Source organism: Acinetobacter sp. KH_038, from assembly GCF_057839405.1.
The window spans coordinates 1975424-1998664 of sequence record NZ_CM174489.1 but is presented as its reverse complement, the minus strand read 5'-3'; the positions used below and the strand labels follow the sequence as shown (position 1 = coordinate 1998664).

Genomic DNA, 23241 nt, shown 5'->3' with positions numbered 1-23241 from the left:
CAAAAAAGTATAAAAGAACACGCTTTTCTTTCTGCTGTCACACTGTAAGATGATAATTCAGGGGATGCGTTGGCATGATGTTTTTTTTCGATAAAAATTAGGACAAAATGCGACTGAAAGTTGTTTATTTTCCTGAAAAATTCGGTATCATCCGCCTCCTAGTTATTTAAATACATACTGCTAGCTAGAACCTCTTTATAAAGCGCCGAGTCAAAGGACCAAACGTCACCAGACTTATTTCTTTCACCCATATCAGAGATGGTAATTCGATATGAGCGTTACTTCTGTAAACCCTGCCACCAATTCCACAAACGAATACTACTTGACTCGCCAAAGTCAGATGGAATCGAATGTGCGTAGTTATCCACGTAAATTACCGTTAGCGATAGCGAAAGCACAAGGGTGCTGGGTTACCGATGTTGAAGGTACTGAGTACCTTGATTGTTTAGCTGGGGCAGGGACGTTGGCATTAGGCCATAATCATCCTGCGGTCATTCAAAGTATCCAGGACACAATTGCAAGCGGTTTGCCCCTGCATACGCTGGATTTAACTACGCCTTTAAAAGATGCTTTTACTGAAGCACTTCTTTCTTATCTTCCAGGTGGTCAAGAAGAGTACTGCTTGCAGTTCTGTGGTCCGTCGGGCGCAGATGCAACAGAAGCAGCGATCAAACTTGCGAAAACCTTTACCGGTCGTAGCTCAGTGATTAGCTTCTCTGGTGGCTATCACGGTATGACGCATGGTGCATTGGCCATGACAGGTAACCTGTCTGCGAAGAATGCCGTGAATGGCTTGATGCCAGGCGTTCAATTCATGCCATATCCGCATGAATACCGTTGCCCATTGGGTCTTGGCGGCGAAGCGGGCGTTGATGCATTGACGTATTTCTTTGAAAACTTCATCGAAGACGTTGAAAGCGGTGTAACGAAGCCAGCAGCTGTCATTCTTGAAGCGATTCAGGGTGAAGGCGGTGTGGTTACAGCGCCTGTGAAATGGTTGAAGAAAATCCGTGAAGTGACTGAAAAGCACAACATCGTATTGATTCTTGACGAAGTTCAAGCGGGCTTTGCGCGTTCAGGTAAAATGTTTGCCTTTGAACATGCGGGTATCGAACCTGATGTAGTGGTAATGTCTAAAGCTGTAGGTGGTAGCTTGCCGCTTGCAGTACTGGGTATCAAGCGTAAGTTTGATGCTTGGCAACCTGCTGGTCATACCGGTACTTTCCGTGGTAACCAGTTGGCAATGGGTACAGGTCTGGCAACGATCAACACCATTAAAGAACAAAACCTTGCACAAAATGCGCAAAAACGCGGTGATTTCCTGCAAGCTGAAATTAAAAAATTAGCTGCCGAGTTCCCATGTATCGGTAACGTGCGCGGCCGTGGTCTGATGATCGGTGTTGAAATTGTCGACGAGCGCCAAAAGGCGGATCATATGGGTTCTTTACCTGCGGATGGCCAATTGGCTGCAGCGATCCAGACCGCATGTTTCAACAATAAATTGTTGCTTGAGAAAGGCGGTCGTAACGGTACAGTGATTCGTTTACTTTGCCCATTGATCATCACGCATGACGAATGTGTTGAAGTGATTGCTCGCTTTAAGAAAGCAGTTGCTGAAGCGCTTGTTGCAGTTCGAGGCGCATAATTTATGGTAGATTTTGCAGAACATCGTAAAGCTTTACTTTGTAATGATGCTGCATCCATCGCTGACTATCAGTCAGCTATGGATCAAGCGACCAAAGCGGTTGCAGCATGGTTGCAGAACGACAAAATGTACACCGGTGGCAGCATTAACGAGCTGCGTAGCGCCATTGCTTTTAACCCTTCTAAACAGGGTTTGGGTGTAGAGAAATCTTTAGAGCGTATGGTTGAGTTGTTCCTCAACAAGAGCTTAAAAGTTCATCATCCGCACTCGCTTGCGCATTTGCATTGCCCAACCATGGTGACCAGCCAGATTGCAGAAGTACTAATTAACGCAACCAACCAGTCAATGGACTCTTGGGATCAAAGCCCGGCAGGTTCACTGATGGAAGTCCAGCTGATTGACTGGCTTCGCCAAAAAGTGGGCTATGGTGCAGGTCAGGCAGGTGTATTCACCTCTGGCGGTACGCAATCGAACTTGATGGGCGTCTTGCTTGCGCGTGATGCATGCATCGCGAAAAACTGGAAAGACGAAAACGGCAATCCGTGGTCGGTTCAGCGTGATGGTATCCCTGCGGATGCGATGCGTAATGTCAAAGTCATCTGTTCTGAAAATGCGCATTTCTCTGTGCAAAAGAACATGGCGATGATGGGCATGGGCTTCCAGTCGGTCGTTACTGTTCCTGTGGACGAAAACGCTCGCATGGACATGGACGCACTTGAGAAAACCATGGCGCACCTTCAATCTGAAGGTAAAATTGTGGCATGTGTGGTTGCAACTGCGGGTACAACCGATGCCGGTGCAATCGATCCACTGCATAAAGTACGTGAAATCACCAACAAATATGGCGCGTGGATGCATATCGATGCGGCATGGGGCGGTGCTTTAATTCTGTCGAATGATCACCGTGACATGTTGGATGGTATCGAGCTTTCTGACTCAATCACGCTAGATTTCCATAAGCATTACTTCCAGACGATTTCTTGTGGCGCATTCTTGCTGAAAGATGAAGCCAACTATCGTTTCATGCATTATGAAGCAGAGTACTTAAACTCTGCTTATGATGAAGAACATGGTGTGCCGAACCTGGTATCGAAATCACTACAAACAACACGTCGTTTTGATGCGTTAAAATTGTGGATGACGGTTGAAGCACTGGGCGAAGAGCTTTATGGTTCAATGATCGATCATGGCGTGAAATTAACCCGTGATGTGGCAGACTACATTAAAGCGACTGACGGTCTGGAACTGCTGCTTGAGCCGCAATTCGCATCTGTCTTGTTCCGTGTAGTTCCAGCGGGTTATCCGGTTGAATTGCTCGATACACTGAACCAGAACGTTGCAGATGAACTGTTTGCACGTGGTGAAGCGAATATTGGTGTGACCAAAGTAGGTCAGGTTCAATCATTGAAAATGACGACTTTAAGTCCGGTTGCAACACTTGATAATGTGAAGAACTTGCTGGCATTGGTGCTGGCAGAAGCAGATCGTATCAAGGCTTCAATCGCTGATGGTAGTTATACACCACCAATCGCTTAAGCGCTTATGGTAAGAAAAAGGAGATCGACACGATCTCCTTTTTGATGCCTGAATTTTAGTTTTGACTGCACTGAGCAGGCTTGCTGCAATATATAAATATACCTTTTAAGTCTTTGCTGCATTTTTTTCAAAATTATAAGCTGTTCAAAATAAACTGGAAAACTTAAGGATATGCAGCAAAATATACAAGAAAAATCACTGATTAAAACCGTGATTGATCAAGGCATTTCCAGATATCAGTGGATGGTGATAGCACTTTGTTTCCTGATTGCATTATTTGATGGTTTCGATACTCAAGCTGTTGCATTTACCGCACCTGCCTTACTCATACACTTTGATTTGGAAACTGGTGCATTAGCCCCCATTTTAACGGCAGGCATCATTGGAATGACCATAGGTGCAATGTTGTTGGGTTTGGTGGGAGACAAATTAGGACGTCGAAAAACCCTAATTATGTGTACGGCCATTTTTTCTATAGCAACCTTGTTGATTGCGTATGCGACAAATGTTGATCAAATATTAGTATTGAGATTTATTGCCGGATTGGGGATGGGCGGGGCGACACCTGTATTACTTGCCTTGGCTGCCGAATATTCTCCGCAACGTTTCAAGGGTGTAGTCACGACAGGTGTGTTGCTGGCATTACCAGCAGGGGCAATGTTGGGTGGTCTGCTGGCTGCCAAGATTTTACCCGTGCTGGGCTGGCAAGGGATTTATCTGATTGGTGGCGGATTGCCATTGCTGCTAGTGTTTGTCTTGTATTTCTTGTTGCCTAGAATCTCTAGAATATCTGGCCCAAAACAATAAAAGTTCTTCTTTGTCCTCGATTCAGAAAATTCTCAATAGAATTTCTCCAGCAACTGGGGTTATTCACGCGCAAGATCTGCCTGCACCGATCAAGACAGAACAAAAAGCCAAGTTAAGCATCTTGTTTCAAGATAATTTAGCACGTACCACTCTGGGCGTCTGGGGCACCTATTTCTTTAACTGGATTGCCTGGTTCATGTTGTTGTCGTGGTTGCCGACGGTGTTGAAACAGGCCGGACTGGCAGCGGAAAATGCACCTTATGCGTCTGTTACGGTAAATGCTGCCTTTATCTTGTTTGCCTTGCCACTGGCGTATTGGTTGCCTAAATTAAACACCGCTAAAATTCTGAGTTTTATGCTGGTTACAGGGTTAATGATTGTGGCGGGTTTAGGTCTGCTTATTGAAAGCAGTCAATGGGCTTATATCTTCGCTTTGATTGCTTTGGCAGGATTTGGAATTGGCGGTCAGCAGTTGGCTTTAAATTACTTGGTGGTTGCTGCATATCCCACTCAGGTTCGTGCAACCGCAACTGGATGGGCAATTGGCATGGGACGTATGGGGGCGATTTTAGGCTCGGCCATTGGTGGTCTGGTCGTCACTCAATATGGTGTTTCAGGTTATTTTTATGCGCTCGGCATACCTTTGTTATTGGCGCTGTGCTGCGTATTCCTGATTAAGTATCGGATGTCACAAGCTCAAACAACTGCCTGATCTTTTGTCAGTCAGCTCGATTCAAGTTTTATATTTAACAACTCAAAAGGAGATCGCAATGATCTGCTTTTTTTATTTTTGAGTTATAAAACGGACAATTTCTAGCTACACAATCATCAGAAAAATACCGAATATCTTGATCTATTTTAGCCTGTTATAAAATTGTCATCTGTTTATGCAAAGCTGGGGAGCAAGATTTGTCCGGGATCCAGTTTTACAAAAAGTGTTACATATTGCTGAGCTGATTTTTTGCCGCATAAAAGTGATAGAAATATTTTAATTATTGAAATGTATGGATATTTTTTAGGGATAAGACTGCCAGATTAAAAATCACTAAATCGTAATAAAGCTGTAACTTATTTGTCATATTCTAAAATCAAAATGCAGGTATCGAAATAAGTACAAAACTGAATAAAAAGTGGCGTACTCCAAATTTGCATAAATGAGAGAGATACTAGAATGCGCTTTACAAATATAGCATTAGCATTAGCAGTAACCGGGGCAACTGCTGTAACCACCGCACACGCAGCTCGTGACACAATTCAAATTGCAGGTTCATCGACTGTACTGCCATATGCCAGTATCGTCGCAGAAGAATTTGGTAATACCTTCCCACAATTTAAAACTCCTGTTGTCGGTTCAGGCGGTTCTTCAGGCGGTTTGAAGCAGTTCTGTAATGGCGTGGGCGATAACACTATTGATATCGCTAACTCTTCTCGTCAAATCAAATCTACCGAGTTGGCTGAATGTAAAAAGAACGGCGTGAATCAGGTATTAGAAATTAAAATCGGTTATGACGGTATCGTATTTGCGTCAAATGCCAACAAAGCAGCTTACAAGTTACGTCCGCAACATGTCTTCGCTGCACTTGCTGCACAACTTCCATCAAATGGAAAAATGGTAGCAAACCCGTATACACGCTGGAACCAAATCGATAAAGCACTTCCGAATGAGCCGATCACACTGGTGATTCCTGCTTCGAATCATGGTACGCGCGAAGTGTTCCAGGAGAAAATGGTGGATGCAGGTTGTGAATCGTATGCTGCAATTAAGTCTCTAGACAAAGATGCCAAGAAAAAAGCCTGTACCAATTTCCGTAAAGATGGCCGTGTAGTTGAAATTTCAGGTGACTATACCGAAACACTGGCACGTTTAAAAACATCACCAAGTGCAGTCGGTGTGTTTGGCCTGGGCTTCTATGACCAGAACCGTGACCGCTTGCGTGTTGCCACAGTAAACAATGTAGCGCCTTCTGAGAAGACGATTTTGAACGGTGCTTATCCGGTATCACGTCCATTGTTCTTCTACGTGAAAGGCGAACACTTGAAATCGATCAAAGGCTTGCCACAGTTCACTGAATACTTCCTGAGCAAGAAAGTGTCTGGTAAGGGTTCTAAACTGGAAAAAGCCGGTCTGATTTCAATGTCTGATAAAGAGCGTGCAGCAGTCCTTGCAAATTTCAAGGCTGGTAAAGCGGTTGTTGTAAAGTAATCGATGATTTTGAAATCGCTGATGGTAGGGTCAACCTACCATCGGCTTTTTGCGATAAATAAGTTTTTTCAAACCATGAAAATTGAGAAAACAGTGGAGAATACATGAATCTGCTACTTATAGGTGTGTTATTGGCCATCATGGCCATAGCCTATCAAATCGGATTAAGTAAAAGCCGTAGCTTAGCAGGTAAGGGAAGCAATTCTGCAAACCTACACTCGCGTCCCGGATATTACGGTGCACTGGTTGCACTGTGGTGTGGTATCCCTGCGTTTTTAATTTTGATTGTTTGGAATATAGTTGAGCCAAGTTTTCTGGAGCAGGTGGTACTCAACCATTTGCCGCAGGATATTTCGGCCAGTCTGGATCAGGCAAGTCTGGGCGTTGTGGTTGATCGCGTTCAGGCACTTGCATCAGGTTTCGGTGTCAGTGATACACCTGCAGCCTATGAACTGGCCGCTGCCGAGCAGCTGGCGAAGTTTTCGACCATCGGCACTTTTGCCAAGCTCGCAGTGGTGATTTCGGCTGCACTGGCCGGACTGGTCTGGGCCAAAAAACGTATTAGCCAGGAATTCCGCGCACGTAACCAAGTCGAGAAAATGATTAATATCGGCCTGGCACTGTGTTCAGGTGTGGCGATTCTGACCACCCTCGGGATTGTCATGTCGATGTTTGGCGAGGCGATGCGCTTCTTCAGTTTCGTCAGTCCACTGGACTTCTTCTTTGGCACCGAGTGGAACCCGGGCTTTAGTACTTCTGGTAATGCCGAGGGCAGTTATGGTTTATTGCCATTGCTCTGGGGCACACTCATGGTCAGCACGATCGCACTTCTGGTTGCCGTACCGGTCGGCCTGATGATCGCGATTTATCTGGCAGAATATGCTTCACCGCGCTTCCGTTCCTGGGCCAAACCAACCATTGAAGTATTGGCCGGTATTCCTACGATTGTCTATGGTGTATTTGCCTTGATGATCATCGGTCCATTTCTAAAAGCCATGGGTGCCATGGTGGGACTCGAGATTAATGCCACCAGCGCACTGACTGCGGGTCTGGTGATGGGCATCATGATTATTCCATTTGTATCTTCGCTGTCAGATGACATTATTACACAGGTGCCACGTGCCCTACGTGATGGTTCACTAGGCTTGGGTGCGACCAAATCTGAAACGATCCGTCAGGTGGTTTTACCTGCTGCCTTGCCCGGTATTATTGGTGCATTCCTGCTGGCAGCTTCGCGTGCGATTGGTGAAACCATGATTGTGGTTCTTGCAGCCGGGAACAGTCCGCAGCTGCATGCCAATCCACTTGAAGCCGTGTCTACGGTCACAATCACTATCGTCAATCAATTAACCGGCGATACTGACTTTGCCAGTCCGCAAGCACTGGTGGCTTTTGCCCTGGGTCTTACCCTGTTTGTGATTACCCTAGGTTTGAACATTGTTGCACTGATCATCGTGCGTAAATATCGTGAGCAATACGACTAATGAGTACTTCAAATACAACGCCTGTGGATCAGCGTATTGATCCATCCATCGCTGCCGAGCTGCGTGAAAAGCGTAAGAAGACCATTCAAAGCTCGCTGGGACGACGTCATCGTAAAGAGAAAACGTTCCGTCTATTTGGTTTCTCTGCAGTATTGGCCGGTCTGTTCTTTGTGGTATTGCTGTTCGGTAGTATTTTATCCAAAGGTTTGCCTGCCTTCTGGCAAAGCAGTATGAGTGTGCCGATTCATTTCGATCCTGCCATTGTCGATATTGGTCCAAAACCCAAGCCAGCTGCTGGAGAGTCTCCGGCGCAGTTCCAGGAGCGTATGATTGCCTGGCAAATGGATGTCGGCATGGTGGACTGGGATGCCTTGATTATCAACGGCATGATTGCGAAAGACAGCAAGCTGGAAAGCCAGCGTGATGCGCTGGGTTATTTATATACCAGTTCTGAAGCTTATCGCTTACGTGACATGGTGATGAATGATCCGAGTCTGGTCGGTCAGAGCAAGGAAGTTAAAATTCTGGCTGATGCCAATGTCGATGTCTGGCTGGCGGGGAATATTGACCGGGATCTTCCAGATGAACAGCAGCAGCTGAGTCCTGAAGTACGTCAGGTGGCGGACGAGATGAAAGCTTCTGGAATCATTGAAAATAGTTTCAATACTAATATTTTTACCAGCCCTGACTCACGCAGTTCACCGGCAACTTCAGGTCTGGCAGGCGCCTTCATGGGCTCACTGTTCATGATGATGATCGTGATCTTTATCTCGATTCCAATCGGGGTGGCATCTGCTATCTATCTGGAAGAGTTTGCACCGAAGAACTGGATTACTGATGTTGTCGAAGTCAATATCAACAACCTGGCAGCAGTCCCATCGATTGTATTCGGTTTACTGGGTGCCGCGATCTTTATTGGCTGGATGCATATGCCACTGTCGGCACCTTTGGTGGGCGGTTTAGTTCTGAGTCTGATGACCTTGCCGACTGTGATCATTACCACACGTGCATCACTTAAAGCGGTTCCACCTTCAATTCGCCAGGCAGCTTTGGGCTTGGGTGCTTCACGACTGCAAACGGTTTTCCATCATGTTTTGCCGTTGGCTTTGCCGGGTATTTTAACCGGTGCCATTATCGGGGTCGCACAAGCTTTGGGCGAAACTGCACCCTTGTTATTAATCGGGATGAGTGCTTTTGTTGCCAGCGTTCCGGCCACGCCATTTGATCAGGCGACCGCATTACCTGTACAGATTTTCTTGTGGCAGGGCAATGAGTTGCGTAACTTCTTTGAAGGACGTACCGCCGCAGCAATTATTGTACTTCTGGCCATGATGATCAGCTTGAACAGTCTGGCCATCTGGTTACGTAAAAAATTTGAAGTCCGTTGGTAAGAAGGGGCAGAATCATGAACACAACTGTTATTCAAAACTCCTTAAAAAAGGATCAATCCGTGAATCCACAACAGACACAATTCACCAGTGATGAAGCTACACAAAAACCAGCAACGTCGTTTATCTCCCAATTCGATACGCAAAGTAGCAGCAAAAAAGATGCGAAGTCGACGAATGTGAAACTGAGTACATCTGATGTGCATGTGTACTATGGGGAAGCGGAAGCGATTAAAGGCATTGACCTGAACATTTATGAAAATGAAGTGATTGCCTTTATTGGCCCATCAGGCTGTGGTAAATCAACCTTTCTGCGTACCTTGAACCGCATGAACGACACCATTGACAGTTGTCGTGTGACCGGTAAAGTCATGCTGGACAATCAGGACATTTATGATCCAAACCTGGATGTGGTCTTGCTACGTGCTCAGGTGGGTATGGTATTCCAGAAGCCAAACCCGTTTCCAAAGTCTATTTTTGATAACGTTGCCTATGGCCCGAAACTGCATGGCTTGGCGCGTGATAAATACGATCTTGAAGAAATTGTCGAAGGTAGTTTACGTAAAGCCGGTTTATGGGAAGAAGTGAAAGATCGTTTGAACCAGCCGGGTACAGGCTTGTCGGGTGGTCAGCAACAGCGTTTGTGTATTGCACGTACCATTGCCGTTTCTCCTGAAGTGATTCTGATGGATGAGCCATGTTCTGCACTCGATCCAATTGCAACAGCAAAAGTGGAAGAGCTGATTTCTGAACTTTCAACGCAATACACCATTGCGATTGTAACGCACTCCATGCAACAGGCAGCGCGTGTCTCTGATCGTACTGCATATTTCCATCTGGGTGATTTGATTGAAGTGAATGCGACCGAAAAAGTCTTTACCCAGCCAGATCATCAGTTGACTGAAGCCTATATTACCGGGCGTTTTGGTTAATCCTAAATATAAAAAAAGAGCCGCAAGGCTCTTTTTTTATAGATGAAGTAGATGGTGATAATCGTAATAATTCGCGAAATAAAGTTGAAAAAAGCCGAAATTGACCTAATCTAAGGGTATAAGCCGAATTAAATAGAGAATAGATTTTTTATGTTATTTCATAGTCCGAAACTGCCCGCTGAAATCCGTATCAGTCATTTAAATGCGCGTATCAATGAACAACGAAAAAAAATAGCGCAAACGACTGCATCTAAATTCGAGCTGTTACAGCTGTCACAGCAGCTGTCTAAAGAAGCACGTGCCCGTAAGAAAACCAATCAAAAAATCTATGTCTTGGACTTTAAAGGCGATATGGCTGCTTCTGCGGTCGAAAGTTTACGTGAAGAAATTACCCTGATCTTATCCACGGCTAAAGCGGGACGTGACCGTATTGTGGTGCGTTTAGAAAGTCCGGGTGGTATGGTGCATGGCTATGGTCTGGCTGCTGCTCAACTGGTACGTTTACGTGATGCCGGTTTTCACTTGACCATCTGTGTCGATAAAGTCGCGGCCAGTGGCGGTTATATGATGGCCTGTATCGCCAATGAAATTATTTCTGCACCATTTGCGATTGTGGGTTCAATTGGTGTAGTTGCTCAAGTGCCGAACTTTAACCGTCTGCTCAAAGAAAACAAGATTGATTTTGAGCTCTATACCGCAGGTCAGTATAAACGTACCGTGACCATGTTTGGTGAAAACACCGAAGAGGGCAAAGCCAAGTTTGAGGAAGAATTGCAGCAGACTCATGCTTTATTCAAACACTTTGTTGAGAAGTATCGCCCACAGCTGAATGTTGAAAAAGTGGCCACTGGCGAGCACTGGTATGGCCGTGATGCACTGGATCTGAATCTGGTAGATAAACTGCAAACTTCAGATGAATATTTACTGAACTTGCTAACCCAACATGATGTTTATTCGATCCAGACCCGCAAGAAACCAACCTTAGGTGAAAAACTCGGCCTGCAAGCAGCACAAATTGCGGATTCACTGGTTCCGACCGTAATGAATAAGGTCATGGAAAGCTTAAGCAAAGCCAATGCGAATCTGGTGCAAATGCGCGATCCGAAACTTTAATTTATTGCTCTGTAAATGATATGAAAAGCTCACTCTGGTGGGCTTTTTTATTTTTGAAATCAAATCATTATGATATAAATGAAGTGTTTTGGTTGAGTCTAGGCTCATATGCTCACGTTTATTTTATTATTAGGATTCTTTAGCATCGTGTTTATTCCGATGTTATCTATGCTTTATGCTGAAGCCAAATTCATAAAAGATGATTCAAAGAAAATTTTGTTTTGGCTAAGCTTTCTACCCGGTGCATGTATTTTTCTATTATATGGTGTTTTAAAGCCAAATAATCCACCCGTTACTCCATCGAAAGAATGTGGTGTGGTGCAGTCGTATCAGATATATAAAACTCGAGGTGGAACTCAGCATGAAAGCGTGATCATTCGCTTTAATGGTGCCAGGTATAGTCGTTATTTATATTTCGATAAGAATTTTGAGAAAATGCCGAAAGGTCAAAAGGTCTGTTTTGAATACTTAGATAAGTTTAAATACCCCCACTTGTCAAAGTCTAAGTTTGTTAAATGGATTGACCCGACTGAAATGCCGACCATTGCTGAAGCTAATCAGATAAAATAAAGCATATTTTACTGTTAGAGCAGAAACATGGCTGTAGCTGAAGCATATCTTGCAACGCAAAACTGTTATTTTAATTATGAGTTTGAAGAATTGAATCTGGATGATTTTCCTGAGGAGTTATCTGTGTCACTGCGTGGCATGATGTTCCGCCATGAAATCCAATATCCTGATGCAAGCTATTTCATTTATTACAGCGAAACGTTGAGTGGGAGTGAATTGCAAAAAATGAAAGATGACTGGACGCGCTATTGCCCACTCCCATAATTGCAAAATATAAATGTCATGAAAGGTGTGATCACAAACTTTGATTCAATAAAATTCTGATTTCAAAAGTTCACTTCGGTGGGCTTTTTATTTTTTGTAAAAGCAGGATACTACCGGTAAATATCGCGCCTAATGTGGCAAGCAGAATATCTTTATGCGCATCCCAGCTATCACCTTGCTGTCCATTATACTTCTCCGCTTCTTCGGGAGATAAGCCAATCGCGATCAACCATTCCAGCCATTCATAGAGCATGCTACTGGCCACTACAAACTGAATCACCAGCAGGAAAATGACCACAGGTTTTTGCTGCGGCAACCAGACCTGAAACAGGCGATAGAAAATGGGGTAGAGTAATAATCCATAGGCCAGATGAACAAAACGGTCAAACATATTGCGTGACCAGTGCATCGCTTCATTCAGATTAAAACCAAAAATCTGTTCAATCCACTGGTTATAAGGCACATAGGAATACAGATAGTGTGCAGCAATCACATGAATAATCAAAAAAAGAATATACAGATTAAAACTTAAAAAATTTAGCCCAACTCTATACAGACAGAGTAGCAGCATGATGATCATGAAAACCGTGCCGGCCTGATGCAAGAGATACGCTTCCAGTTCTAAAGGACGAATACTGGCAAGCAGAATCGCCAGAATTAAAATGCCCAGGCTTGCATAATGCTTGGCGGAAAGTCGCAGTTCAATCATGTGGTTATTATGAAATATCTTTTTAGAATAAAAGACATTATAAATAAAAAGGCGAAGCCTGAGCTTCGCCTTTTCGTCTTATTGCAAATTAGATTTTAGCGATCAGCTCAGCCACTTGTTTGGCCTGTTCAGCAGCATTACCTGTATAAGAAGCAGGTGTCATTTCTGCTAAACGCGCACGATCAGCAGCAGGAACCGCTTCTAACTCGTTACCATTTACAAAATCAACCATCATGTCGCGAGTCATGGCTTGACCACGAGTCAGGGCTTTTAATTTTTCGTATGGTTTTTCAACGTTGTAACGACGCATTACTGTTTGAATTGGTTCAGCCAATACTTCTTGCGCATTGTCCAAGTCTTCATTGATACGTGCAGCATTCAGTTCAAGTTTGCCGATCCCTTTAGCACATGCTTCGAAAGCAATTAAGCTTTGTGCAAAACCAACACCCATGTTACGTAGTACTGTAGAGTCAGTCAGGTCACGCTGCCAGCGAGAAATTGGCAGTTTTTCACCCAAGTGAGCCAATACAGCATTGGCAAGACCCAAGTTACCTTCAGAGTTTTCGAAGTCAATCGGGTTCACTTTATGCGGCATGGTTGAAGAACCGACTTCGCCATCTTTCAGCTTTTGCTTGAAGAAACCAAGCGAGATATAACCCCAAACATCACGGTTAAAATCGATCAGAATAGTGTTGAAACGACGTAGCGCATCAAACAGTTCCGCCATGTAATCATGTGGCTCGATTTGGGTGGTGTACGGGTTAAAATCTAGGCCCAAAGATTCTACAAATGCTTGTGAATGCGCAGGCCAGTTGATGTCTGGATAAGCAGAGTAGTGCGCATTGTAGTTACCTACTGCACCATTGATTTTGCCTAGAAGTTCAACATTTTTGAACTGTTTAATTTGACGTGCAAGGCGGTAAGCCACGTTCGCCATTTCTTTACCCAAAGTCGTTGGGCTGGCAGTTTGACCATGTGTACGAGACAACATTGGCTGGTCAGCATGCTTTTCAGAAAGCGCAACGATTGAATCAATGATTTGCTGCATAGATGCAACCAGCACATCACGACCATTTTTCAGCATTAAGGCATGTGACAGGTTGTTGATATCTTCAGAAGTACATGCAAAGTGAATGAATTCACCGGCATTTTTCAATTCGTCGATATTGGCAATTTTTTCTTTCAGGAAATATTCAACCGCTTTAACGTCGTGGTTGGTGGTGCGTTCGATCTCTTTGATGCGATTGGCATCATCTTCAGAGAAATTGCTTACAATCGCATCAAGCGCTGCATTAGTTTCGCTTGAAAATGCCGGAACTTCAGTGATTTCCGGGTGGTTTGCAAGTGCCTGTAACCAACGCACTTCAACAGTTACACGAGCATGGATGAGACCAAACTCGGAAAGAAAGGGACGTAGAGCATCACATTTGCTCGCATAACGTCCATCTAATGGAGAAAGTGCAGTTAAAGCGTTCATATCGATTCCTTAAATTTTGGAATTAAACGTAAAACGAAACACGTGCAGTATCAGTTAAACCACCTGAAACTGTAAACGCGCCAGATTCTGAATATCTTGTAGCAACTTGCGTTTGCCAAATACCATGCCCCAGGAGCTGCCTCCGAGCTGACGCCACAGGTGCGCCATTTGCAAACCGGTAAAGAGGGAAGCACGGATGCGGTTGGTATGCCCGGCATCTTTAAAGGCTTCGGCATTGCCACGAACCATGATGCGCGGATTGATTGATCCCGCAGTTTCGACATAGGTCTGGGCAAGATTGGCAATAATACTGGGGTGCAGGTAATTGTTATCGAAGAAGGAAAGCTGTCTGAGAATTTTCTGTTGGGACTGTTCGATAATTTCCACGAATTTTGGATTGCTATAGACCTTCTTTTCTAACTGAAGAAGTGCCATGGCATAACTCATGGGAAGTTTGGTGCTGGAAAGCTTTGGAATTCTGGATTTGGGTGAAGTATTGAAGGGTTGCATGATACTGCTTTCTAAGGTTTTTAAACCTAAGGCAATATCGGCCAGCTGATTAAAAAAATCTAGGGTCTGGGCATTCTGATTGCTGCCGGGACGGATATTGAGACTGGCTTTAATCAACTGTTCAAAATAGAAATTACCATTTTCACCAATGCTTTGCTGACCGCTCAATGCGGTCATATGAGTCAGCTGAGTGGCTTGAAACACACCCGCTAACGCCAAAGCACGATTTTGACGAGTATTCAACGTTGTCGCTGGTTGAAATGGTAACTCCGTCATGCCGAATTCATCCTTTTATAAAATCAGGTTTAGGTGCATTGGTATGATGAATCACACCGCCGCCTAAACAAACTTCACCTGAATAGAACACCACGCTTTGACCCGGGGTCACTGCACGTTGCGGTTCATCAAATTCAACACGCACACCATTTGGTAATTCTGAATCTTGATATATTGTACAGGCTTGATCAGTCTGACGGTAACGGGTTTTGGCTGTACAGCGGAAACCTGCTGCAGGAATATCCTGCTCACCGGCCACCCAGTCAATCGCTTCACTCCAAAGCATGGTGCTTTGCATCAGTGGGTGTTCATGACCTTGACCCACCACCAGACGATTGCCTTCGATATCTTTATGTAGTACGAACCAGGCACCTTCAGCAACGCCTTTCATTCCGCCAATACCGATGCCGCCGCGTTGACCGAGCGTATAGTACATTAAGCCGTGATGATCACCAACCTCTTTACCATCTTCCAGCACGATTTTTCCGGGTTGAGCGGGTAAATACTGCTTCAGGAAGTCATTAAAACGGCGTTCACCAATAAAACAGATTCCGGTCGAGTCTTTTTTCTTGGCCGTAACCAGATCTAATTCTTCAGCAATTTTGCGGACTTGTGGCTTCTCAATTTCACCGACAGGAAATAAAGTCTTGTTAATTTCACGGCCATGTACGGCATGCAGAAAGTAGGTTTGATCTTTATTCTGATCCACGCCACGTAGCAATGGTGCATATTGTTCGCCACGTGAGTTCGTAGCAGTTTCACCACGACGGCAGTAATGACCTGTGGCAATAAAGTCTGCACCCAGATTTACCGCATGATCCAGAAAGGCGCGGAATTTGATTTCTTTATTACATAAAATATCTGGGTTTGGGGTACGGCCAGCCGCATATTCTGCAAGAAAATGTTCGAATACACGATCCCAATATTCCATGGCAAAGTTTGCGGTATGCAGTTTAATCCCGATTTTGTCACAAACGGCCTGAGCATCAGCAAGGTCATCCATCGCCGTGCAATATTCTGTGCCGTCATCTTCTTCCCAGTTTTTCATGAAAAGGCCTTCAACCTGATAACCTTGTTGAAGTAAAAGCGCAGCAGAAACAGATGAATCTACACCACCTGACATTCCGACGATGACACGTTGTTGCATAGGATTAGGCATCCAAATTTGAAATTAAGGGAGAGTTTTGGTGCTCGTAAATGAGCGATAAAGGGTATTTTTGACCTGACAGGGCATCTTGAATGGCTTTAATCACCAAGGGGCTGCGCGCACGAGCCGACTCTTGCAGTTCATCTAAGCTCATCCAGACTGCACCGACAATGTCTGTATCTAAAGTGGCATTTGGGTCGTAGTCAATCGATTTGGCTAAAAAGCAGAAGCGGAAATAAGTACGATCCGGGAACATCGGCGGGGTGTAGGTATACATCCCTAATAGATGGGTTACTTCAACCGTATGTCCGGTTTCTTCCATGGTTTCGCGAATTGCGGCCTCGACAATGCTTTCACCGCATTCTACATGACCTGCTGGCTGATTAAATACTGTGTGTGTCACACCTTCTGTATGTTCTTCTACAAACAGGAATTTTCCGTCTTTTTCAACGACGGTCGCGACAGTGACGTGAGCAGTCCAAGCGGTCATAAAGCAGCACCATGGAAAATGATGCACTATTGTATAAAATTTTGCGGTGTGTGGCTATGAGGGGTGGGGATTTCTTTAATTGTTTAAATAATCGGGATTGGATGTTTTAAGCTTAATCAAATCCTGCTATGTGAAAAAGTCCTATTGATAGGTTTTGATCTTCTTTTATCAAAAAGTGAATGAGCTTGAAAAGTGTACTATAAAGCAGAGAATTTAAAGCAGAAGTTTATCAATAAAAAGCCTGTTTTTAGGGCAATATCTAGCTCAAAATCACCATATCAACTCATAGGATCAAGAGATGTAAAGAGGTTGTTCTTAACGGATTTAAGTAAAAAACAGGAAAAGCTTAACATCTTTATTGTTTAGGGTATCTAATGATTGTTTTGATCAAGCATAATTTTAGACAACTCAAAATAAAACAAATATATGAAATTATAGAATATTTTTTAAACGTTATGAACGTAAACTTAATAATATATTGTTGAGTATAATATAAAAACCAAAACAACGACTAGGGCACATTTTTTTTAAATTATACTTATTTTTCGGAGATTTTAATAAAAAATATTAATTAATTAATATTTATTGTATAATTTTTGTGATGTTGAGGTAATTTGTTTTCTCCTGATTTACATTGGGATTTGTGGCTACCTAATAAGCGGCTTTGAATATATTCATTCGAGACTTTTATGCTGTTAAATTTCTATCGCTTTTTAATTTGTTTACTTATACTTATAGGTGTTGGGCTTGTAGGTTTGGGGGTTAGTGTTCATGATAATTTTTTCTTGGGAGTGGCTTGTTTATTTTTTATAGCAGCAGCGCTTGCTTTTCTTGAGTACAAGAATAAAAATATTGATCCATTTAGAAAGTTTTAAACAGACTATTTGATCAATTCTGTTCTGTTTAAGTCGATACATTGAATAAAAGCATCGGCTTAAACAGAAACTCTGTATCTGACTTTATATTTTATTTGTAACTCCCCGAAACCTTCACATAATTTTGTGCCGAATACTGTAAAAATGCTTTTTCTTTATCCGTAAGTGGACGTACTTTCTTTACCGGGCTACCTACATACAAATAACCGCTTTCTAGAATCTTATTGGGTGGAACAAGCGAACCCGCACCAATCATTACATCATCTTCAACAATCACATCATCCAGAATAATCGTACCAATACCGACCAAAACCCGATTGCCAATGGTACAGCCATGTAATTTTACATGATGACCAATCGTGACATCCTCACCAATAATTAAAGGGGAACCTTCAGGCTTGTCGGCTTTCTTGTGACTGACATGTAGCATCGAATGATCTTGCACGTTCGAGTTTTTACCAATCCGAATTGAATTGACATCACCCCGAATCACCGCAAATGGCCAGACCGAAACATTTTCAGCTAGGACCACATCGCCGACTACAATTCCCATCGGATCGATATAACATGAAGTGTCAATCTGCGGGGTCGTGTCTAAATAAGAACGAATATTCTGGCTCATAGAGATCTGTCCGATAAATGATGAAGGATCATGTGTATAGTATAAAATAAAAAGCACCCATCTGAGTGAGTGCTTTGGTCTTGGTTCAAGACTGAAATGATCTGTTCAGACTTAGAACAAGTTGCTGAAGAACTGTTTGATATGGTCGAGCATACGCGCGAAGAAACCTGCTTCTTCAACTGCATTTAAAGCCACCAGCGGTTTTTCTGAAATGACTTTACCATCCAGAGTCGCTACGTATTTACCCACGACCTGACCTGGCTGTAATGGGGCAGTCAGTTTAGGCTGTACCACCAGCTGGGTTTTAATCGCATTGGCCTGACCTTTTGGCATGGTCACATTAAAGTTTTCAGCCAGACCGATCTGCACTTCATCTTCCTTACCAAACCAGACTTTGGCTTTGGCAAGTACCTGTTTCGCAGGCTGAACATTTTTGGTTTCGAAGTTTGCATAACCCCAGGCCAGCAATTCGCGGGTCTGCGTTGCACGTTCCTGCATGGTTGGTGCACCAAAAATGACTGAAATCAAGCGAGTCGGGCCACGTTTTGCAGAAGTGGTCAGGCAATAACCCGCTTCATTGGTATGACCGGTTTTTAGTCCATCTACACTTGGGTCGGTATACAGCAGGGCATTACGGTTGCCTTGCTTAATGCCATTAAAGGTAAATTCTTTTTCCGCATAAATCGGATAATACTTGGAACTGTCTTTAATGATGTGCTGTGCCAGTGTAGCCATATCTTTGGCAGTCGAATAATGACCTTCAGCAGGCATACCGGTTGAGTTGATGAAGCTGGTATTGGTCATGCCAATACGTTTAGCTTCCTGGTTCATCATATGTGCAAAGGTACCCTCGTTCCCTGCAATATGTTCAGCCATGGCTTTAGATGCGTCATTACCCGATTGAATGATAATCCCGCGAAGCATTTCAAGTGCAGTGGCCGTGCCGTTTAAAGGCACATACATGCATGATTCCGCGCTACTACCACGACACCATGCTGACTCGTTCATGCGTACTTGTTCGTCTTCAGTGAGTTCACCGCTCAAGAGTTTTTGTTCGATGATGTAGCTGGTCATCATCTTGGTCATTGAAGCAGGGGCTAATTTTTCATTTTCATTTTTTGAAGCGAGAAGTTGCCCTGTCTCGAAGTCCATTAGCACATAGGATTTATTATTCAATTCTGGTGGTGCAGATAAGACAGTTGCTGCAAAGCTAAAACTAGGAACTAATAATAATGCAGCAAGGGCAGTTTTTTGGGTCATTTCTAGTGGGTTCCAATATCTTGATGTAAGCACGAAGAGCCTAGCATTTTAGGACAAAGCTAGGCAGACTTCTATGGGAAACCCGGTCTTATTTTAAAAGTATTGTAAGTAGTCGGCAGAAAAAACGATTAATTGTTATAGGTGGTTAATTCATTACAAATCACCTGATTTTTTTTCTTGCCTGCTTTCTTGGCATCGGATTGTGCTTCGGCCAGAATATTGCGGAAATCGTTCTGTTTTGCCATCTGATTCAGGCGTTCAACCGGATTGTTCTGACCCGGCATATATTCAGTCACCAGTTTGGTATAACCCTGATTGAACTGTGCTTTGTCCTTCACCATGCCTGGGCAGATTTCAGAAAGCACATAAATAGCCGCCAGTTCCTGCTTGGTTACTTGCTGGGTAGGGGTGACGTTAATATTTTCATCGGCTGCAAATGCAGACGTTGTAAAAAGGGCTGCAGCAGAGGCTGCACAGATTGTCATGGCTTGAAGTAATGGATATTTCATTAAAAACTCAAAAAATAGATTTAGAACAATGATTTGCCTAGCTTAAACTTATTTTTGAAATTGAAAAGTATGGAAATGTAGCGAAGCTGTAGAATTATGAAGAAATCTGTAAGAAAAAAATAAGACGATGTTTACACCGCCTTATTTGAGGATTTGACTAGCTTAGCCCTGATAATCGAGCACTTCTTCACAGACGGTTTTTTGCTCGTCACTTGAGGTTTGTTTGGCACTCTGGCGTGCTTCTTCAAGCAGAGATTTATATTCGCTGTCTGCCTGTAGTTTCTGATAGCTCATGCCTTTATCTGAATAGTCTGCCAGATACGACTGGATAAGCGTTTGAATGGTGCTATCAAATTTTGCATTTTTGCCAATCACAACCGGGCAAACCTCGGCCATGACTTGTGCCGATGCGATGTCTTCTTTGACAATAGTATTGTTTTCTTCAGCAGTCAGATCGCTCGCCATCACAGAGGGAGAAACCAATGCTGCCAGGCTTAGAGCAAAAGTGCCAAATAAAGCGAATTTTTTAATCATCTTGAGCCACATATTTTAAAGATGGATGTCGAGCGATAAATATATATAATTCCAGCACTAATACAATTAAATGTTCTAACCAGTCATTTTTTGGCGTAATGAGATTTTTCAGTGAATATTTTAGTTTCAAATGATGATGGGGTGTTTGCACCCGGTATTCAGGCATTGGCACAGGCGTTAAAACCTTTAGGCAGGGTGGTGATTGTGGCACCGGAAAGTGAACGCAGCGGCTATTCCAGTGCCTTAACCCTGGACCGTCCTTTACGCCCGGTTCAGATCTCTCCGGATGTCTGGGCGGTCAATGGCACTCCGGCAGATTGTGTTTATCTGGCGATGAACGGGTTATTTGACCTTGAATTTGATCTGGTGGTCAGTGGGATTAATAGTGGTGCCAATCTGGGCGATGATGTCTTGTATTCCGGCACGGTCGGGGCAGCCTTTGAAGGTCGCTTAAGCAAGCATCCTGCCATTGCCGTGTCATTGAGTGGCCCAAATGTGCGCAGTTATCAACAGCCGCAGGACTATCAGCTGGCTGCCGAGTGGGTGCATGACTTTATTGCACGCGGCTTGCCGGTTCTGCCGGAACGGCATATTTTTAATATCAATATTCCGGATGTCGCTGAATTGCAGGGTGAAAAAGTGACTTATCAAGGCCGCCGCCGTCAGTCTAAACCGATCAGCAGTCATGTTGACCCGCGTGGTCGTCAGGTGTACTGGATTGGGCTGTCTGGAGAGGCTGTGGCAGAACCCAAGCAAGGCTTCAGCGAGATTGATTCGGACTTCTTTGCTGTCGCCAATGGCTATGTCAGCATTACCCCAATTCATATGGATGCCACCAATTATCAGGTTCTGCAGAATTTGCAAACACAATTGGCAGAAAATGCGTTCTCAGTGTTATAACTTTGTGAAAAAGTCGCGATTGCAAGTATATTGCAGTAAAACTTTGCTAATCTTAACGGGTTTTTGCAACCGTATAGATTTTAGAGAGGAAGATAATGTTCTTGGTGTTACCGAAATGTATCGTGGCTTCGCCTGCAGCCCTGATGAAAACCCTAGTTTTATCAACCGTTGTTATTTCTACAGTCGTGATTAGCGGTTGTGCTACCAAACCGCAAGTGAATAATGCGACGCGTTATGCAACAGCTCCTGACTTCTATACGGTGCGTTCAGGAGATACATTGAGTGGGATCGCAGCACGTTATGGACTGAATTATATCAGTGTTGCCGACATGAATGATATTGCGGCACCTTACCGGATTTATGTCGGTCAGTCGATCCGCCTGAAAAACAATACTGCACGTCGCAGTACCGCTACGCAGGCAGTCACTCAGGCAGCACCTATCCAGCGTCAAACCATAGCCGTGCCAACCCCTGCACCGGTTTCACCAGCGACCACCGTACAAACTGCGCCACGCGTCAGCACACCAGCACCAGTGACTCCGGTCTCTACTGCCGCAGGCTTGCGCTGGGTAAAACCATCCAATGGCGCGATTTTGGAGCCGTATAATCTGGCGTCGAATATCAAGGGGACACGCTATAGCGGCAATGTCGGTGATCCTGTATTTGCAGCAGCGGATGGGCAGGTGGTCTATGCCGCAGATGGTCTGAAAGAATACGGTAATCTGGTCTTGATCAAGCATATCAATGGTTATATCACTGCATATGCGCATAACAGCAAGCTGGATGTGAAAAGTGGCCAGAATGTCACAGCGGGGCAAAAAATTGCAGAAATGGGTTCAACCGGCACTACGCGTACCATGCTTGAATTTCAGGTGCGCTTAGACGGCAAACCGATTAATCCAGCGACAGTTTTACCAAGCAATTAAATAAAATAATGCAAAGTGTAAATTTCACCGTATAATACAATAGGTTGCTTTTATCAAATGATGAAGCACCTCATAAGTTTAGAGGGAAATTTATGTTAGATCAACTTCGAGCAATGGGTGTCTTTGCTTGTGTTGTGGAAAAAAACTCGTTTAGCGGTGCTGCCCGTGAATTAGGGATTACGACCAGCGCCGTGAGTCAGCAGATTCGCTCATTAGAACACGATATGGAAGTAGTACTTTTAAATCGTTCGACGCGAAAATTAAGTCTGACTGAAGCGGGACAAGCTTTTTTCTATAGCTGTCAAGAAATGCTATCTGCTGCTGAACGCGGTAAAGTCCGGATCAATGAGTTACGTGATGATCTTGTGGGTGAATTACGTATCGTTTCTTTGCCAGAATTATGCGCGAATCATGTGATTCCCGCACTTTCACACTGGATGTCCGCACATCGTGGCCTGGCAGTACATCTGGAAACCAACAATCAAGAGGTTGATTTGTTTGATGGGCGTATTGATATTGCCCTGAGATTTGAACAGAAAAATGATGAGCATAATCTTGAGGTTATGCCTTTAATGCAGATTGAACAAATTCTGGTGGCGACACCGAGTTATATTAATCAGAACAGCATTATTTCACGTCCTGATGATCTTAAAAATCATGACATGCTGCATTTGACCCATATCAAAAATCATCAGTATTTCCATTTCCAGCATGTCAATACTGCAGAAAAAGCCGAGTTTGAACTGAAATCCCGTTTCAGTACCAACAATAGTCTGGTGGCGAAATCGATGTGCTTGCAGGGCAATGGTGTTGCCAAGATTTTATATCTGGATGCCAAAAAGGATCTGCTTAACGGTACTCTGGTTGAGGTCTTGCCTGAATGGAGATTGCCACCGATTACGCTGTATGCAGTCATGCCAAAACGTGAACAGCAACCGATAAAAATTCTGCGTTGCCTTGATACATTGAAACAATATTTTAACCAGATTTCTGGTGGGCGTATGTTACAGGCCGCATCATAAACTGCAGAAGATAAAAAAGCCGCTTTTAAGCGGCTTTTTATG

General features: G+C 43.9%; 24 protein-coding genes. 15 read left to right on the top strand and 9 right to left on the bottom strand.

The annotated features are described in order from the left end of the window. Positions 1 to 271 precede the first annotated feature (271 nt). The 11 genes from AC3IT7_RS09370 to AC3IT7_RS09320 all read left to right on the top strand — a co-directional run bounded on the left by AC3IT7_RS09370 (position 272) and on the right by AC3IT7_RS09320 (position 11942). Positions 272 to 1645, top strand: coding sequence for a diaminobutyrate--2-oxoglutarate transaminase (locus AC3IT7_RS09370; protein ID WP_489248266.1), 1374 nt, complete (start codon positions 272 to 274; stop codon positions 1643 to 1645). A gap of 3 nt (positions 1646 to 1648) precedes the next feature. After that, a complete protein-coding gene (locus AC3IT7_RS09365) occupies positions 1649 to 3181 on the top strand; it encodes a pyridoxal phosphate-dependent decarboxylase family protein (RefSeq protein ID WP_489248265.1) in 1533 nt (510 codons plus the stop codon). 171 nt (positions 3182 to 3352) lie between these two features. Beyond that, positions 3353 to 3988: an MFS transporter gene (locus AC3IT7_RS09360; RefSeq protein ID WP_489248264.1), complete on the top strand. Its 636-nt coding sequence runs from the start codon at positions 3353 to 3355 to the stop codon at positions 3986 to 3988. 10 nt (positions 3989 to 3998) lie between these two features. Beyond that, positions 3999 to 4700, top strand: coding sequence for an MFS transporter (locus AC3IT7_RS09355; RefSeq protein WP_489248263.1), 702 nt, complete (start codon positions 3999 to 4001; stop codon positions 4698 to 4700). Between the two features lie 459 nt (positions 4701 to 5159). Then, the gene (locus tag AC3IT7_RS09350; protein WP_475654081.1) at positions 5160 to 6191 is read left to right on the top strand and encodes a substrate-binding domain-containing protein; all 1032 of its coding nucleotides are present in this window, start codon (positions 5160 to 5162) and stop codon (positions 6189 to 6191) included. A 104-nt stretch (positions 6192 to 6295) separates the two neighbouring features. Continuing rightward, a complete protein-coding gene (gene pstC, locus AC3IT7_RS09345; protein ID WP_486396590.1) occupies positions 6296 to 7675 on the top strand; it encodes a phosphate ABC transporter permease subunit PstC in 1380 nt (459 codons plus the stop codon). Beyond that, entirely contained in the window at positions 7675 to 9066 is a 1392-nt protein-coding gene (pstA, locus tag AC3IT7_RS09340; RefSeq protein WP_475653916.1) for a phosphate ABC transporter permease PstA, read from the top strand. The genes pstC and pstA overlap by 1 nt, the downstream gene beginning before the upstream one ends. A gap of 14 nt (positions 9067 to 9080) precedes the next feature. Next, a complete protein-coding gene (gene pstB, locus AC3IT7_RS09335; protein ID WP_475653917.1) occupies positions 9081 to 9995 on the top strand; it encodes a phosphate ABC transporter ATP-binding protein PstB in 915 nt (304 codons plus the stop codon). A gap of 150 nt (positions 9996 to 10145) precedes the next feature. Beyond that, a complete protein-coding gene (gene sohB, locus AC3IT7_RS09330) occupies positions 10146 to 11108 on the top strand; it encodes a protease SohB (protein ID WP_489248262.1) in 963 nt (320 codons plus the stop codon). Between the two features lie 108 nt (positions 11109 to 11216). Continuing rightward, positions 11217 to 11678, top strand: a complete 462-nt coding sequence (locus AC3IT7_RS09325; protein WP_489248261.1) for a hypothetical protein — start codon at positions 11217 to 11219, stop codon at positions 11676 to 11678. Between the two features lie 27 nt (positions 11679 to 11705). Then, positions 11706 to 11942 carry a hypothetical protein gene (locus AC3IT7_RS09320; protein ID WP_286380273.1) on the top strand — a complete coding sequence of 79 codons (237 nt, stop codon included), beginning with the start codon at positions 11706 to 11708 and terminating at the stop codon, positions 11940 to 11942. A 70-nt stretch (positions 11943 to 12012) separates the two neighbouring features. Here AC3IT7_RS09320 and AC3IT7_RS09315 read toward each other — a convergent pair whose 3' ends face one another. From AC3IT7_RS09315 to AC3IT7_RS09295, 5 genes are all read right to left on the bottom strand, one after another. Further along, a complete protein-coding gene (locus AC3IT7_RS09315) occupies positions 12013 to 12651 on the bottom strand; it encodes a DUF2238 domain-containing protein (protein WP_489248260.1) in 639 nt (212 codons plus the stop codon). Between the two features lie 88 nt (positions 12652 to 12739). Further along, complete coding sequence (purB, locus tag AC3IT7_RS09310; protein ID WP_489248259.1) at positions 12740 to 14128, bottom strand: adenylosuccinate lyase; 1389 nt, start codon at positions 14126 to 14128, stop codon at positions 12740 to 12742. A 54-nt stretch (positions 14129 to 14182) separates the two neighbouring features. Beyond that, the gene (gene hflD / locus AC3IT7_RS09305) at positions 14183 to 14914 is read right to left on the bottom strand and encodes a high frequency lysogenization protein HflD (RefSeq protein WP_489248258.1); all 732 of its coding nucleotides are present in this window, start codon (positions 14912 to 14914) and stop codon (positions 14183 to 14185) included. Positions 14915 to 14921: 7 nt separating this feature from the next. Continuing rightward, on the bottom strand, positions 14922 to 16061 hold the full coding sequence (gene mnmA, locus AC3IT7_RS09300) for a tRNA 2-thiouridine(34) synthase MnmA (protein ID WP_475653920.1): 1140 nt from the start codon (positions 16059 to 16061) through the stop codon (positions 14922 to 14924). Between the two features lie 4 nt (positions 16062 to 16065). After that, positions 16066 to 16551 carry an NUDIX hydrolase gene (locus tag AC3IT7_RS09295; protein ID WP_489248257.1) on the bottom strand — a complete coding sequence of 162 codons (486 nt, stop codon included), beginning with the start codon at positions 16549 to 16551 and terminating at the stop codon, positions 16066 to 16068. Between the two features lie 689 nt (positions 16552 to 17240). On the opposite strand from AC3IT7_RS09295, the gene AC3IT7_RS09290 reads away from it, so the two are divergent. Continuing rightward, the gene (locus tag AC3IT7_RS09290) at positions 17241 to 17426 is read left to right on the top strand and encodes a hypothetical protein (RefSeq protein ID WP_180096466.1); all 186 of its coding nucleotides are present in this window, start codon (positions 17241 to 17243) and stop codon (positions 17424 to 17426) included. A gap of 91 nt (positions 17427 to 17517) precedes the next feature. On the opposite strand, the gene AC3IT7_RS09285 is transcribed toward AC3IT7_RS09290, so the two are convergent. The 4 genes from AC3IT7_RS09285 to AC3IT7_RS09270 form a co-directional block, all read right to left on the bottom strand. Further along, on the bottom strand, positions 17518 to 18048 hold the full coding sequence (locus tag AC3IT7_RS09285) for a gamma carbonic anhydrase family protein (protein ID WP_489248256.1): 531 nt from the start codon (positions 18046 to 18048) through the stop codon (positions 17518 to 17520). 111 nt (positions 18049 to 18159) lie between these two features. After that, on the bottom strand, positions 18160 to 19308 hold the full coding sequence (gene dacC, locus AC3IT7_RS09280) for a D-alanyl-D-alanine carboxypeptidase PBP5/6 (protein WP_475653922.1): 1149 nt from the start codon (positions 19306 to 19308) through the stop codon (positions 18160 to 18162). Positions 19309 to 19436: 128 nt separating this feature from the next. Next, a complete protein-coding gene (locus AC3IT7_RS09275) occupies positions 19437 to 19817 on the bottom strand; it encodes an MCR_0457 family protein (RefSeq protein WP_489248255.1) in 381 nt (126 codons plus the stop codon). Between the two features lie 162 nt (positions 19818 to 19979). Next, positions 19980 to 20351 (bottom strand): MCR_0457 family protein, encoded by a 372-nt coding sequence (locus AC3IT7_RS09270; RefSeq protein WP_489248254.1) that lies wholly within the window; start codon positions 20349 to 20351, stop codon positions 19980 to 19982. A gap of 111 nt (positions 20352 to 20462) precedes the next feature. Here AC3IT7_RS09270 and surE point away from each other — a divergent pair, with 111 nt between their 5' ends. From surE to AC3IT7_RS09255, 3 genes are all read left to right on the top strand, one after another. Further along, a complete protein-coding gene (gene surE, locus AC3IT7_RS09265) occupies positions 20463 to 21251 on the top strand; it encodes a 5'/3'-nucleotidase SurE (protein ID WP_489248253.1) in 789 nt (262 codons plus the stop codon). Positions 21252 to 21346: 95 nt separating this feature from the next. Beyond that, complete coding sequence (locus AC3IT7_RS09260) at positions 21347 to 22177, top strand: peptidoglycan DD-metalloendopeptidase family protein (protein ID WP_489248252.1); 831 nt, start codon at positions 21347 to 21349, stop codon at positions 22175 to 22177. 92 nt (positions 22178 to 22269) lie between these two features. Continuing rightward, positions 22270 to 23199: a LysR family transcriptional regulator gene (locus AC3IT7_RS09255; protein WP_489248251.1), complete on the top strand. Its 930-nt coding sequence runs from the start codon at positions 22270 to 22272 to the stop codon at positions 23197 to 23199. The last annotated feature ends 42 nt before the right edge of the window (positions 23200 to 23241 follow it).